The sequence below is a fragment of the Mycobacterium sp. THU-M104 genome, from assembly GCF_049197365.1.
Taxonomy (GTDB): Bacteria; Actinomycetota; Actinomycetes; order Mycobacteriales; family Mycobacteriaceae; genus Mycobacterium.
Genome location: NZ_JBMIOP010000203.1, coordinates 1 through 14,677 on the forward strand (window position 1 = coordinate 1; position 14,677 = coordinate 14,677).

The 14,677-nt window shown below is 65.7% G+C and carries 14 protein-coding genes; 11 read left to right on the forward strand and 3 right to left on the reverse strand.

Annotation, left to right across the window (positions count from 1 at the left end; translation table 11 throughout):
- Nucleotides 1-96 precede the first annotated feature (96 nt).
- From ACOJVU_RS15990 to ACOJVU_RS16025, 8 genes are all read left to right on the forward strand, one after another.
- Entirely contained in the window at nt 97-888 is a 792-nt protein-coding gene (locus tag ACOJVU_RS15990; RefSeq protein WP_095794454.1) for a DUF7221 family queuine tRNA-ribosyltransferase-like protein, read from the forward strand.
- Between the two features lie 250 nt (nt 889-1,138).
- Nucleotides 1,139-1,414: a redoxin NrdH gene (locus ACOJVU_RS15995; protein ID WP_421530675.1), complete on the forward strand. Its 276-nt coding sequence runs from the start codon at nt 1,139-1,141 to the stop codon at nt 1,412-1,414.
- Nucleotides 1,411-1,650, forward strand: a complete 240-nt coding sequence (locus ACOJVU_RS16000; protein ID WP_095794379.1) for a hypothetical protein — start codon at nt 1,411-1,413, stop codon at nt 1,648-1,650. The genes ACOJVU_RS15995 and ACOJVU_RS16000 overlap by 4 nt, the downstream gene beginning before the upstream one ends.
- 36 nt (nt 1,651-1,686) lie before the next feature.
- Nucleotides 1,687-1,935 (forward strand): hypothetical protein, encoded by a 249-nt coding sequence (locus ACOJVU_RS16005; RefSeq protein WP_095794380.1) that lies wholly within the window; start codon nt 1,687-1,689, stop codon nt 1,933-1,935.
- 5 nt (nt 1,936-1,940) lie between these two features.
- Complete coding sequence (locus ACOJVU_RS16010; protein ID WP_095794443.1) at nt 1,941-2,858, forward strand: phosphoadenosine phosphosulfate reductase family protein; 918 nt, start codon at nt 1,941-1,943, stop codon at nt 2,856-2,858.
- 30 nt (nt 2,859-2,888) lie between these two features.
- Nucleotides 2,889-3,119: a hypothetical protein gene (locus tag ACOJVU_RS16015; protein WP_095794381.1), complete on the forward strand. Its 231-nt coding sequence runs from the start codon at nt 2,889-2,891 to the stop codon at nt 3,117-3,119.
- Entirely contained in the window at nt 3,119-3,529 is a 411-nt protein-coding gene (locus tag ACOJVU_RS16020; protein ID WP_095794382.1) for a hypothetical protein, read from the forward strand. Before ACOJVU_RS16015 ends, ACOJVU_RS16020 begins: the two co-directional genes overlap by 1 nt.
- On the forward strand, nt 3,526-3,837 hold the full coding sequence (locus tag ACOJVU_RS16025; protein WP_255254591.1) for a hypothetical protein: 312 nt from the start codon (nt 3,526-3,528) through the stop codon (nt 3,835-3,837). The genes ACOJVU_RS16020 and ACOJVU_RS16025 overlap by 4 nt, the downstream gene beginning before the upstream one ends.
- A gap of 176 nt (nt 3,838-4,013) precedes the next feature.
- Here ACOJVU_RS16025 and ACOJVU_RS16030 read toward each other — a convergent pair whose 3' ends face one another.
- On the reverse strand, nt 4,014-4,472 hold the full coding sequence (locus ACOJVU_RS16030; RefSeq protein ID WP_141244162.1) for a hypothetical protein: 459 nt from the start codon (nt 4,470-4,472) through the stop codon (nt 4,014-4,016).
- A 368-nt stretch (nt 4,473-4,840) separates the two neighbouring features.
- On the opposite strand from ACOJVU_RS16030, the gene mobF reads away from it, so the two are divergent.
- Entirely contained in the window at nt 4,841-10,780 is a 5,940-nt protein-coding gene (gene mobF, locus ACOJVU_RS16035; RefSeq protein WP_255254592.1) for a MobF family relaxase, read from the forward strand.
- A 64-nt stretch (nt 10,781-10,844) separates the two neighbouring features.
- On the opposite strand, the gene ACOJVU_RS16040 is transcribed toward mobF, so the two are convergent.
- Nucleotides 10,845-11,426 (reverse strand): methyltransferase family protein, encoded by a 582-nt coding sequence (locus ACOJVU_RS16040; RefSeq protein ID WP_217989858.1) that lies wholly within the window; start codon nt 11,424-11,426, stop codon nt 10,845-10,847.
- A gap of 257 nt (nt 11,427-11,683) precedes the next feature.
- Between ACOJVU_RS16040 and ACOJVU_RS16045 the strand changes: the two genes are divergently transcribed.
- Nucleotides 11,684-12,259, forward strand: a complete 576-nt coding sequence (locus ACOJVU_RS16045) for a DinB family protein (RefSeq protein WP_095794384.1) — start codon at nt 11,684-11,686, stop codon at nt 12,257-12,259.
- A gap of 4 nt (nt 12,260-12,263) precedes the next feature.
- A complete protein-coding gene (locus tag ACOJVU_RS16050; RefSeq protein ID WP_095794385.1) occupies nt 12,264-13,364 on the forward strand; it encodes a class I SAM-dependent methyltransferase in 1,101 nt (366 codons plus the stop codon).
- Nucleotides 13,365-13,619: 255 nt separating this feature from the next.
- On the opposite strand, the gene ACOJVU_RS16055 is transcribed toward ACOJVU_RS16050, so the two are convergent.
- Nucleotides 13,620-14,677 (reverse strand): PGRS repeat-containing protein (locus ACOJVU_RS16055; RefSeq protein WP_421530676.1); only part of this gene is annotated, 1,058 nt, incomplete at its 5' end.

Here is a 14,677-nt window from a genome sequence, read left to right on the forward strand (position 1 = left end):
AAACCAGGCGGACCGACTATCGGGGACCTGCCAGCCCCGTCGTCCGAGGCACTCTGCACGCACTGCTGAAGCGGGTAGATTATCGACTTGCGACGAATGGTCAACACGTTCTACCTGGGCTCGCACCAACCGCACTGGCTCGCCACAGCGGGCGTGCCCCTGTTCATCTCCCACCGCCGCCTGGCCGGCCGCAAGTCCCTCCCCCGCGCGGCCGCCGAATGGGCGCTGGACTCTGGCGCGTTCTCCGAGCTGTCGCTCTACGGCCAGTGGCGCACCACCGTCCGCCAGTACCACCGCGCGGTCCGTCGATACGACGACGAAATCGGCAAGCTCTCTTGGGCTGCACCGCTTGATCTGATGTGCGAGCCGGACATGCTCGCGAAGACCGGCCTGACCGTGGGCGAACACCAACGCCGCACCGTCGACAACTTCGTCGAACTCCAGGAACTCTGGGACGGCAAATCCTACGACAACCCCTACATGCCCGTTATTCAAGGATGGTTGCCAGACGATTACCTCCGCTGTCTCGATCTGTACGAATCACGAGGTCTTAACTTAACTCAATATCCCGTCGTCGGGGTAGGCTCCGTATGCCGCAGACAGGCCAGCCATCAAATCGACGCAGTGATTTCCACAATCTTGCGTCGCGACCCGGACATGCCGCTCCACGCGTTCGGAGTAAAAGCAGGCGGGCTGAAGATCTACGGGCGCAAAATACTGACGTGCGACAGCCTCGCGTGGTCATACCAGGCCCGCCGCGAACCGCCGCTGACCGGACACACCCACAGTTCCTGCGCGAACTGCCTGGACTACGCCCTGGCCTGGCGTAGCCGGGTTCTTGCAGTACGGCCCAGCCAACAGCTCGCCCTATTCGACAACCTGTCATAGCGCCTGGCCTTCACATTATCGCTGCAGCTGCCATTACCAACTTTTCCGAAATAGCCTGGAAAAGAAGAGAGGCCCATCCGTCAATGCCAATGGAGCCGTTACGAATTGGTCGCCAATTACAACATAACCAATATTAGCCGACTTGCTTAAAAGATTCTAAGAATATCCCATTAAATGGTGCATGGCCTGCATAAATGGGCTATATTAGAGGCATCAAATAGATTTGCTGACGCCTAATTCGGAGGACATTATGAGCGGCACCGTTACCGTCTACACCAAGCCCGCTTGCGTGCAGTGCAACGCCACTTACAAGGCGCTGGACAAGCAGGGCATCGCCTACGAGAAGGTCGACATCACCGTGGACCCTGAGGCGCGTGACTACGTGATCGCCCTCGGCTACCTGCAGGCCCCCGTGGTGGTGGCCGGTGACGACCACTGGTCGGGCTTTCGCCCCGACCGCATCAAAGGCCTGGCCAATCGGGCGGTAATCACGCCAGATGCAACCGCGGTAGCGGTGTCGGCATGAGCGCAGCCAGCGCCTCCCAGATCGACGAGCTGGCCATCACCCAGGTCGCCGTCGATGGCATGCGGATGCACCTGCGCGGCCGCGACCGCGACGAAGCGATCCGCCGCATGCATGGCCGCATCGACGTCGACATCATCGCCTGGCGGCTCTACACCACCACCCGAACGGTGCAACGAGTCATGGCCCGAACCCGCCAACCGGCAACCAACTACCAGCCCCTCGAAATTGCGGCCTGAAAGCCGGCCCGAGCGAGCCCGAAAGGACTTCCCGCAATGTGCTACTCGGCCACCATTACCGACCCCCACGAACCTGACGCGATGCCGATGTGGGAATCGTTCAATCACACCGAATTCGCCGACGCGCTGCAGGCCGCCCAGGCATACATTCACGCAACCCAGCCCGCAGACCGCGTCGTCGAGGAAGCGCCGGGCGTCTACGGAATCTGGACAAGCCCGCCGACCTCGACGCGAGTTGCCACCCTGGTCATCGCCCCGCCCACCACCGGGCCGATCCGCCGGTGAACATGATGACCACCCTGCCCCTGGACTTCAACTGCGCCGCCGAACTGCGCCCCGCAGATCCTCCCGACGCCAGCGCGCATTCGACGGTCAGCGACGGCCCCGCACCTCAGCTCGCCGCCTACGACATCCTGCTGGTCAACATCAGCGCCGGCAAGGACTCTCAAGCCAGCCTCGACGTCGTCGTCGCCCAGGCCCGGGCCGCCGCGGTGCTCGATCGGGTCGTAACCGTCCACGCCGACCTCGGCGACGCCGAATGGGACGGCGTGCCCGACCTGGCCGCCGAGCATGCCGCCCACTACGGTCTGCGATTCGAACTGACCAGCCGCACCGCCGACGACGGCCACACCGAAACAATCCTTGAGCGCGTCGCCGCGCGCGGAATGTGGCCCGACGCGGCCCGCCGGTGGTGCACCAGCGACCACAAACGCGGACCCATTCGCACCGTCATGACCAAGCTCGTGGCCGAGCTGCGTGACAGCGGCCGGGTAAGCGGCCGGCCCGTGCGAGTACTCAACATCATGGGCCTGCGGGCCGAAGAGAGCCGGGCGCGTGCACGACGAGTTGCCTACGCGCACAACCCGTCAGCATCCAACGGGCGCCGCCACGTTGACGACTGGTATCCCATCCACCAGTTCACCGTTACCGAGGTGTGGGATCGCATCGCCATAGCCGGCACGCGCCCCCACCCCGCATACGCCGCCGGCATGAGCCGGCTGTCGTGCCGATTCTGCGTCCTGGCCTCCCGTGCCGACCTCGTGTGCTCGGCAGGTCTCAACCCAAAGCTGGCCGACCAGTACGCCGCTGTCGAGGCAGCAACCGGTCACAGGTTTCGCGCCGACCTGTCCATGGCCGACATCATCGCCGAGGCCCGCGGCGCCCAGCAGCCCCAGCTGTCCCTGCTCGAGCTAGCCGACATCGCCTGACCTGACCTCACGCCCGGAAGGAAACATGCCATGCACACCTTGACCATCGCCCCGACCAGGACCCTGCCCGTGCTCGTCACCGACCACCCCGATCGGGCGACGGCCCGGGCCGCGCTCGCCGTCTATGTGAGCGCCACCGATACCGACCTGCAACTCAACCAGATCACCGCCGCCCACGAAAGTTACGATCTGGTCAGCCTTGCCCATCACGGTGTCACCGCCACAGCCACCATCGAACCGTCGCCGCGGGCGGCACTGTGATGGGCCCCGCCGCGCTGATCCCGTTCCGTGTCGATGCCGCCGCGTTCGACGACTGGATCAGCCTGCGCGCCGATACGCTCGAACATGACATTCCCGCACCCGGGCGCGTCGCGAGGCCTGCCGCAGCCCTCGGCGAGCTCGTCGAGGAAGCCGCCGCCCTGGGTCCGATCGTGGGCGATCAGCGGCTTGAGCTCCAGGTCATCGCCGCCGACGATGACCCCGGCCCAGGCTATGTGCTCATCGTGCGCCCGCGTGGCCACCCTGACCTTCCCGGCCTGACGGCCGGATGGATCGACCTGACCTACCCAGAGCTGGCCGACGACCCGCGAGCAGCCGCCTGGACCTACCTCACCACGCTGTGTGAACAAGCCAACGCGTTACTCCATGACCCGCGGAAGGTGCTGCCATGACTTTCAACCGGCCCTACACATTCGAGCTCGCCCGGCAGTTGCTTACCGCGCGATCACTCGGAGACGCCACCGCCGGCCACTACGCCAACGCTGAGGCCAACGGCGTTGACCGCGCCCAGCTCGATCGGGCGGTCGCGACGCTGCAGCGCATCGACCCGGCCAACTTCGACACCTGGATTCGGCGCGAGTACATCGTCGATGGGTGGTTACACGGGTACCTTGAGCTGTCCGCCAATCCCGACGACCCTACGCTTACAGCGTGGGTACTCGGCCAGCGTGCCGCCGCCCACTACGACGCTCTCGGCTAGCAGCCACCGATCAGTCGCCAGCATCTCCGTGTCCGCGACGCCGCCAGGCGCCCTGTGCAGCAGCCGCTTTCATCGCCACGCACACCTCGGTGACGGACATTCACGTCGAGCCGCCTGCTGTTGGGCGCGCCCAATCCTGACTTACGGCCGTCGCCCAACCTCGTCCGCGGCCAGCGCTATTGGGCGACCACGGCCCCTTCGGGCGCGATGCTGTCACCGACGTCGGCTGGCACGCGGTTGGGCAACGGAACGACCGGAGCCGCAGGACGTTCCGGCTCCCCCGACGCGTCAGCATTGTCCTCGGCAGAGGATTTCATCAACTCGCGTAACCGACTCACACTAAGCCCCGTCAGCGCACTGATACTGGCCATCGTCTCACCACGTAACCGCATGGCGTGCAACGCCTTCCCGGCGGCGCGACGGTGCGCCTGGCGCTTCCCTGCCGCTTCCGCCTTCAGCTTCTCGATGCGGCCGGCCAACCATTCGTCGACCGCGTCGACCTCTGCCAGGCGCACGGTGAACTCGGTGAGATCACTCAGATTGGCGCGCTCGCGCGCTTCACGCGCCGCCGCCGCCTCCTGCTGTGCCTCCAACAGCCGCTTACGCGCCAGCTTGCGACTCGTCGTCTTCTCCATGCCGACCATCGTAAGGCCACGCCCCGACGCTTCTCCGAAATCTCGTCGGCCGCACATCACCCGCGCAGCGCCGCGCCCCGACTGCCGCCTGCATCACCTTGCCGTCCAACCCATTTCACCCGTGTTTGCTGATGCCTCTTTTCCCGTCATTCCCCTGCTCACTTCTCCCCCTCGTCTCTCGTGTCCCTCTCAGCTCCGTTTCCTCACCCCACCCCTGTTGACCTGCACCCCCTGTTTCGACCCCCCTCACGCACCACACACCTCTTGCACTTAGGTCACGAAACGGTAACGGCGGTTTCGCGGTAGCCCGAAACGAGATTCGCCGAACGTGTAAGGACACCCGCTTACCGTAAACCCGTGGCGCGATCATGATGGGCATTCACAAGCTCACCGCGGGTGACGGGTACCTCTACCTGATCCGCCAAACCGCCGCGCACGACGCCACCGAACGCGGCCGGAAATCGTTGAGCGACTACTACTCCGACAAAGGCGAATCACCAGGGCGGTGGGTCGGACGCGGGCTGCCCGGTTTGGCCGATCCGCCGGCACGAACCTGGGCCACCGCTGTCGAAGACCAGATGTGGCGCATCGAGCCCGGATCGACCGTCACCGAAGACCAAATGAAGGCCCTCTTCGGACTCGGACTACACCCCAACGCCGGCGCCATCGCCGAGCACCTGATCAAGACGATGGGGGCTCCCAAGGCCGCCGCGAAAGAGGCTGTGAGCCTGGGCCGCCCGTTCGTCATCAACGACGCATCCACCGAACTACAGCGCCGCCTGGCCGTCGCCTACCGCGATCACAACCTGTCCAACAGCCTCGCGTGGAACGCCCCAATCGAAGAAACCCTGCGCGCGCAGATGCGGACCGCGATCGCCCGTGACCTGTTCGCCGAAACCTACGAGCGCCCGCCACTGGATGACCGAGAATTGACCGGGTTCATCGCCACCCAGTCGCGTGATCAGACCACGTCGACTGCCGGATACGACTTCACGTTCAGCCCGGTAAAAAGCTTCTCCGTGTTATGGGCGCTTGCTCCCCGAGACCTGGCGAAAACCCTTGAAGACATTCACGATCAGGCCGTCTCCGACACGCTGGACTACATCGAAAACAACATGGCGTTCACCCGCATGGGCGCCCAAGGAGTAGCCCAACTCGACGTCGAAGGCGTCATCGCCACCGCGTTTACCCACCGCGACAGCCGCGCCGGGGACCCTGACCTTCACACGCACCTCGCGGTGTCCAACAAGGTCCGCGCCCGCGGGCACGACGGCATTTACCGCTGGCTAGCCCTCGATGGACGTCCCTTGTTCAAGGGCACCGTGTCGGCCTCAGAGTTCTACAACTCGCGAATCGAAGCGTTGTCGGTCGAGCGCGTCGGACTCCACTTGGCCGAACAGCCCGCCACGGAACGCGGTAAGCGCCCAGTCCGCGAAATCGTCGGTGTCCCGGCCGAATTGAACGAGGCATTCTCCTCGCGGCGGTTGATGATCAAAGCCCGCTACACCGAACTGGCCAAGGCATTTCAGGCCGACCACGGCCGCGAACCCACCACCGTGGAAGCCATCGCGCTGCATCAACGCGCCACCCTAGATACCCGCACGGCCAAGCACGAACCACGCTCACAAGCCGAGCAACGCCAGCAGTGGCGCAGCCAAGCCATCGAGATCCTCGGTAGCCCACAAGCCCTGTCGGACATGCTTGCCGGGGTTCGGATGCCGCGGCGCCGCGACGTCGCTGAGATCACCGACGACTGGATCGCCGAGCAAGCCGCGGTCGTCATCGAGACCGTCTCCGAATCACGGTCGAGCTGGCAGAAAAATCACGTCTACGCCGAAGCGCTGCGGGCTGTGCGCGCTGCTGGGTGGGCCGGTGATCATGCGTTGGTCGAGGCGGTCACCGCCGCCGCCCTAGCCGAGCCGAACAGTGTTGCCCACGCCCGGATCACCGACACCGACCTCGACGAACCGACCCTGCTGCGCCGCCGCGACGGCGCCAGCGTCTACACCACGCATGGCACCGCCTTGTTCACCAGTCAAACGATTTTGTCGGCGGAAAAGCGTGTCCTGGCCGCCGCCGGGCGCACCGATGGCCGGCGCGTAAGCACCGACCTGGTCGAGATGGCACTGCTGGCCGAAAAAGCCGAACGCGGACGCACGTTGAACGCCGGCCAAGAAACCATGGTCCGGGAAATTGCGACCTCGGGGGCACGGGTGCAGCTGGTGTTGGCCCCGGCCGGCACAGGCAAAACCACGGCGATGTCGGTGCTTTCGCGAGCGTGGGAAGAATCCGGGGGCACCGTGCTCGGGCTGTCCCCCAGCGCCAACGCCGCCCAGGTGCTGCGCAACGACATCAACACCCCAACCGACACCATCGACAAATTCCTGTGGCTGCTACACCGCCCCGACGCCACCGACGATCCGGCCCGCAAATGGTTCGACGCGATCGACGAGAACACCCTGATCATCGTCGATGAAGCCGGCAAAGCCGGAACCCTGCAGCTCGATGAAGTCATCACCACCGCCGAGGCGCGCGGAGCACGCGTCGTGCCGGTCGGCGATGACAAACAGCTCGCCTCCATCTCAGCCGGCGGCATCCTGCGCGACATCGAGCGCACCTACGGCGCCCTGAATTTGACCGAGGTCGTGCGTTTCAAGTCCCGCGCCGAAGCCCAAGCCGGTTTAGCGTTGCGCGACGGCGACCCATCCGGGCTGGCGTTCTACGCCGACGCCGGGCGCATCCACGTCGGCTCCGGGGACACCATCCTCGACCAAGCCTACGAACGCTGGGCCGCCGACACCGCCGCCGGCCATGACTCCACGATGCTGGCACCGACGAACCTCATCGTCGCTAGCCTCAACGAACGCGCCCGCTTGGACCGGCTCGAAGCATTAGCCGCTGACCCCGCCAACGCCGCGCGCAGCGCCACGCAGCTACGCGAAACCACCCTTGCCGACGGCTTGCAGGCATCCGCGGGTGACATCGTCGCCAGCCGCAAAAACAACCGCAGGCTGCGCCTGGGCCGTGGCGGCGACTACGTTCGCAACGGGCAGCGCTGGCGCATCGACGCGGTCAAACCCAATGGGGCGCTGGCTGTCTCGCGGCTTGACACCGGCCAGAAAGTCACCCTGCCCGCCTGGTATGTCAACGCCTACACCACGTTGGGATACGCCTCCACCATCGACGCCGCACAAGGCATGACCATCGGGTCACGCACCCGCACCGGCACCTGCTATGTCATCGGCGCCGACAGCCTGACCCGCCAACAGCTCTACGTCGCCATGAGCCGCGCCACCGACGAAACCCACATCTTTGTGGAGACCGCCGAAACCGATGCCCACAACATCCTGACACCCAAAGCCACCCACCCCAACACCGCGATCGACGTCCTACAACGTGTGCTGGCCCGCGACGGCGCGCAAGTGTCGGCCACCACCGAAGCCGCGTCCGCCGCTGACCCGTTCACCCGCCTTGGCAAGGCTGCCGCCATGTACACCCACTCGGTCGGCGCATTGGCCGAAAACACCCTCGGCCCCGACAAAATGGCCGCCATCGACGCCGCCGCCGACCAGGTCTACACCGGCCTGACCCGCATGCCCGCCTGGCCCACCCTGCGCATGCACCTGGCCACAATCGCCGTGTGCGGCGATGACCCCATCGTGCGCCTACAGGCCGCGGTCGCCAGCCGCGAACTCGACACCGCCCACGACCCGGCCGCCGTCTTAGACTGGCGCCTCGATAGCAGCGGCGCCCACTCGGCCGGTAGCGGCCCGCTGCGCTGGCTCCCCGACCTACCCACCGGCTTGCTCAACGACCCCGACCAGGCGGCATACCTGCACGCCCGACACAACCTAGTCACCGAGCTCGCCGCCTCGATCCGTGAGACCGCCACCGACTGGGACGCCACCACCGCTCCCGCCTGGGCACGGCCACTACTGTCCGCAAACCCCAAACTGCGCGCAGAAATCGCGGTATTCCGCGCCGCCCACGACGTTGACGACGCCGACACCCGACTCACCGGCCCCGACCAATACGCTGTGCGAGACCGCCGCATCCAAACCGTGCTGCTCGACGCCGTCACCGCCGCCATCGGCCGCACCACACCGCTCACCGCACAATTCGACACGCTCGTCGACGCTATCGACCCGCGCGTGCGCCGCGACCCCTACTGGCCGCAGCTCGCCGCCCACCTGGCCAATGTCGCCCGCACCGATATCGACCTCACCCAACTGCTCAACGACGCCGCCGACGACGGCCCGCTGCCCGACCAAATGCCAGGCGCCGCCCTGTGGTGGCGTCTCGCCGGCCGTCTCCAGCCCGCGGTCCTGGAAACGAACACCCCCCACCTGCGGCCCGCGTGGCTGTCCGACCTGGCCACCGTGTTTGGCACCGCGATGGCCGAAACCATCACCGCTGACCCCGCCTTTGGGCGCCTGGTCGCCGCGATCGACAACGCCGACCCCACCCGCTGGACCCCCCTGGACCTGCTGCACGTCGCCTACGACCACCTCCGCGACGTCGACCACGACAACCCCGTCCCGATTCAACCCCACGAATACGCCCAACTGCTCACCTACTCGATCGACCTGTTCACCGGTGAACACCCCTACGACCACATCGACATCCCCATCCCTGACGAAGCACCGTTAAGCGCCGAAGAACACGAAGAACTCGCCCACCTCGACCCCCAGCAAGCTCCGCTCGAAAATGATGCACGCCCACGCACCATCTCCAACGATGCGCTGCTGGAAAAACTCGGCCTCGGTTACGGCGGCAACCTCATCACGCCCGACCTCGACGACGAACTACCGCCCGACCCACTCGACCACGCCACCTACATCGACGATGCCGACGATCTGGCGTTCGAAGACATGCTCACCGTGCGCCCCCTGGCCCGACCCGTCGCCGACGTGGTCGCCGACGTAACCGCCCTGCGCGGCCAATACCACGCCGCCCGCCGCGCCCTGCAACGCCAACAGACACTCGTCATCGCCGGCCAAGGCCCAGCCATGCGCGCCGCCGACGCCTCGCTTCTCGATCTGCGCGCCCGCGCTGACCGCGACCGCCCCTACATGCTGGCCGTCCAAGACGTCATGGCCCGCTGGGCAGACGCCGAGCAGCACTACGACGCCGCCGACGCCTACCTACAACACGAACGCGACCGCTTGGCCCAGCTACGCGCTGATCCCGCCGCCGACGACCTCGACATCGACTTCGCCCGCGCCGCCGTCAAATTCGCCCTCACGCAACTGCCCAGGCGCACTCCGGCCGAACAATTCCACGCCGAGCTCACCGAAGCCATGCGCCTCCGCGCAGAGGCGGCCGGCGGCGCCGAGCACATCGTCACCGCAGAAGACGTCGAGGCGGCCCGCCTACGCGCCGAGGACGCAGACCTGGCCGCGCTCAAAGCCGCCCGCGCCGAGTGCGCCCGGCTCGCCGCTGCACTCGACCAGGCCGAAACAGCCACCGCCAAAGCGTTCGCACAAGCCGAAACCCGCAACGCCGAACACATCCACCAACAACTCGACGCGCTGCGCACCGAAATCGACATGCTCACAGCCAGCGGCGACTACCGCATCGAACGCGGATTCCGCATCCCTGCCGAGGCCGCCGCCACCCTGTCAGACCACACCGCCCACAGACTTGACGCGGTCGCCCGCAGCGGCTTCACCGTAACCGCTGTGCACGCCGCCGGCGACGAAGCACTCGACGCCCTGCACGTCCTGCACACTGCCGCCCGCATCGCCGACCGCCGCATCCTGTGGTGCAGCCCCGACCCCGAGCGCGCCGCCCGCATCACCGGCCCCGACCTCGCCGACACCGTCCCCAGCATCGACACGCTGCACCGCCGCATCGCCACCCAGGCCGACGAACTCGACAACCAAACCACCATCGTGATCGACCGCGCCAGCCACGCCGAACCCGAAGTCCTCGCCGATCTCGCCGAACACGCCGCCGACAGCGGCGCCCGGCTCATCCTCGTCGACGGCGACGACCACGGATGGCCACCAGCACCCTCAGCGCCCATGCTCAAACTGCTTCACCACGACTTGCCCTGGTCGCTAACCCTGACAATCGATTCGGCGACCCCAGCACGCCGCGCCGCCCAGCCCGATCGAGACGCCGTACTCGAGCAAGCCGAACGCTGCGACCCCGCCCTACGAGACACCGACATTATCGACGCCCTCCAACGACGCCGCCAACTACGCCAACAACACACCAGCGCACACCGCGTACACACCCAAATCTGGGACCGCATCACCGACACCGGACAAGACCGCGAAAACACTGCAGGCCACGAGCTATAAGCGGGCCACGTTATCCGGCCGAGGGGACTGTTGGTTCTACGCGCCGCCGACACCACGGCAGTCTTTACCAAGTGAGCGGGATGAGTTTCTTGGTTCGGCGGCTGTACTCGCCGTATTCGGGTAAGGCTCGTTGGAGCAGGTGTTCTTCGGCCGCTATGCGTCGTTGATAGGCCCGTCCCATCAGTGCAGCGACCACGACGGTCGCGGGCACACTGCGCGAGGCAAGCGCTAAGCCGATCCACACCAACAGGGCACCGGTGTACCCGGGGTGACGAATCATCCGATACGGGCCGGTGTCGACGACATGCTGGTTCTGCGCCGTGCGCAGCGTCCGGGTGTAGAAGGCGCCAAGTGTGCGCATGGACCACACCCGCAACGCCAGTCCGCTGGCTTGCATGATCAGCCCGATGGCGGCCGCCGCCGGCGGCATCATCGGCAGACGGAGTCGGCCCAGCGCCAGGGGCAAACCATACGCGAGACCGGAAGATGTCAGGAGTATCCGCGTGGTGCCCTCATCGTCGCGCGACGCGGCCAGGCTGGAGGCTGGACCGCGCCGGCGAAGAAACACCTCCTGGAGGAAGAAGCCCCCAACACCGACGTATCCCGCCAAGAGCCAGCCGGTGTCGCTGCTACGGAGCGCCTGCACGGCTTCTTAGGGTACCGAGATCGGGCATCGGGCATACTGGGCTAACGGCAAGTCACGGCGATGCGTCTGCACCGCGGGACCGGCCACGCAGAACCAGCACCTTCATCGCACCAGCGCTGCTCGCTGGTTCGCGCTCGTCGACTCGACGATGCACTGCACCCAAATCGACCCGTCAGTCCTCCTGCCTGCCCGGCGCAGGAACCTACAAACCCGACAACCGGACGGGTGAAAACACCACGGAAACAAAGGAGTTCACAATGACCGCTGCACTGAATCCCGGTCGTCCGTTCACCGGCAGCGAACGACAACTGCTGGAAAACACTCTCGATTTGAACCGCAGTGAACTTGTTCGCGCCGTCGAAAACCTCTCCGACACCGAAGCCCGCGAAAAGCAGGTTCCCTCATTGACCACGCCCATCTCACTGATCAAGCACTGCGCTACAGCCGAGCGCATCTGGTTTCAACGAACACTGGCAGGCATGAGCATCGAGGCATGCGACGGGCACGCCACCGGTGGCGACGGCAGCTTCCACGTCGCCGACGACGAGACCCTCGCCGGCGTGATCGCCGAATACGAGGCGGCGTGTCAACGGTCAAACGAACTGGCTGCGACCCGCCATCTAGACGACACCGTCGAACACCACCTTGTCGGCACGGTGAGCTTGCGATTCATTTACCTGGGCATGATCGCCGAGGTTGCCCGCCACGCAGGCCACGCCGACATCCTTGCCGAGCAGATCCGGGCCACGCGTCAGCCCGCCGCTGATAACGAAACTCATAGAGTGCCGACACAATCAGCGCCCAGCACAAACCGCTCGGGCCAACGAAGATGAGGAAGTGGACAACTGGGCTGAAGCTGAGCTGGCGTGGGAATTGGCTAGTGCGATAAGCGCTTCGCTCAGCGACCGCGCCCGCGCCCAGCTTTATGCCACGCTCGGTTCAGGAGACTCCTACACCGCGATCGACACCGTGTTGCAAACCATGGCGCACCAGGTTTCGCCCATGCCTCCTGAGCTTGTCGCCCAACTCGCCAACTGGCTCGACGCCTACACACACAGCGAGGATGCACCCCGTCTGCACGAACTGCTGCGCGCCATCAGGGCATTACGCTGGTGGGCTGTGGAGGACTTTGCTACGTCCGCCGAGGGTGGCTACAGCATGCAGGTCGGCGACGCCGACGCCGGACGCCTCAAACTCCTCGGGCGATTTTATGATCCACACTCCGCAGCGTTTCTCGAAGCAGCCGGCGTCGCAGCCGGTGACTCGGTCGCGGACCTGGGGTGTGGCCATGGCGCGGTCACCGACAGGATCGCTGCCCGCGTCGGCGATACCGGCACCGTGTACGCCGTGGACGCGTCGCCAGATCAACTGCGAATCGCCCGCGCAGCGCTGGCCCATCGTCGCAACGTGACCTTTGTCGAAGCCGCCGTTGAGGACCATCCGCTCGCCGGCGTGCGCGTCGACTGGGTCTACAGCAGATTTCTGCTCATGCACGTGAGCGATGTTCGTCGCGCCCTGCTCGCGATGGCCAACATGCTCACCGAGGGCGGCGCACTGCTATTGGAGGTCGCCGACGTCGGCAGTTTGCGTTTCCTGCCCGAGAGTCCCGACAGCGACGTGTGGCGTCCCTGGTGGTATGCACTCGGTAGAGCGCGTGGGGCGGCCTACGACGTCGCCGAGCGCATCGAAGGATTTCTCGATCAGGCTGGCTTTACCATCGAGCGCTGCGACCGCTACCAGCCGGTTGCAGCCTCTGCGGAAGCCAAACTCGTTCACGCCTTGGGATTCGACCAGTGCGCGCCAGCATATCTGAACGAAATCGGTGCTCCCGCAGACCAAATCGATGCTCACTATAGCTTCCTGCGACGCGCGGTGGACGATCCAACCATCATGGTCGCCTTATTCAACAATACCCAATACATCGCTCGCCGACGCTAACCGCTACCCGTGTCGCTGCAAGGGCCCTGCCGTTCGCGACAATTGGCAGGGCCGTCGGGTGCGGCGGGTGTGCGAGTGAAGCGGGCACGGCGATAGCCAACCCGGCTGTGGTATAGGTTCGGTGCGCAAAATTCGCCGCGCAAAGCTACACCACTACGAGGCCCCTCGGGAGGTCGTCGACGTGTGCCGCGGCGGTCGCGACTCCGACGCCCAATTTCACGATCAAACGACGTTCAGCTTCACGATCGAAGTCACTCAGAGGTTGGCGAGATTCAGATTGAGACGGCTGATGCCGATCTCGTCGTCTCCGTTGAGTTTGATGCCGAGGTCGTTGGCGCCGGTGTTCGCCCAGCCGAGCTCCAGGCTGCCGATGTTGGACAGTCCCAGGTTGTAGCTGCCGGTGTTGTCCACGCCCAGGTTGAGGCTGCCGGCGTTGTTGAATCCGAAGTTGGCGGTGCCGTTGTTGTGGAAGCCGATATTGAAATCGCCGGCGTTGCCGCTGCCGATATTGAAGACGCCGCTTTGGTTGGGCCCGAAGTTCAGGATGCCGGTGTCGTTGCTGCCGAAGTTGAAGAACCCGAAGTCGTTGTTGCCCGCGTTGAACAGCCCAATCCCGCCGGTCCCGGGATCGAGGAATCCCAGCCCGAAGTCGTTGAGAAGCTGGTGTTCGATGCCTGAAACCACGCCGACGACCGCGTGTTGCACGCCACCGACGAACCCGTGAACGATCCCGCCGACGCCGCGGACAAAGACCCCGCCGATATCGCCGAGGGCGCCCTGCACGTCGCCTTGGATCGTGCCGGCGATACTTGCGCTGCCCGAAGGTCCAGTGCCTCCGCCAGGGCCGGGCAGGCCCAGCAGGCCCGCCGCGCCACCGACGCCACCGGGACCTCCGACTCCCGGGCTACCGGCGAGTGACCCGGCAGCCCCACCGGTCCCTCCGGTGCCCCCGGCGCCGCCGTCGCCGACCAGCAGGCCGCCGGCGCCGCCCGTGCCTCCTGGACCGCCGTTGGTGCCGTTGCCGATTATCGATGCGGCTGCAGCCCCGGAGACACCGCTACCGCCGTTGCCGCCGTTGCCGAGTAAACCTGCTGAGCCGCCGTTGCCACCTGCGCCGTTGTAGCCGTTGCCGCCATTGCCAATGAGGAGTCCCCCTGGCTGCCCGTTGGGGCTAGCGGGCGTGCCGTTAGCGCCGTTGCCGACCAGAGGCCGGCCCAACAGCACCTCGGTGGGGGTGTTGATGACGTTCTCGATCGGCTGCAGCGCAGGAGTGTTAACGAGATTTTCGGCTGTTTGTAGCGCGGCTGCCGGCG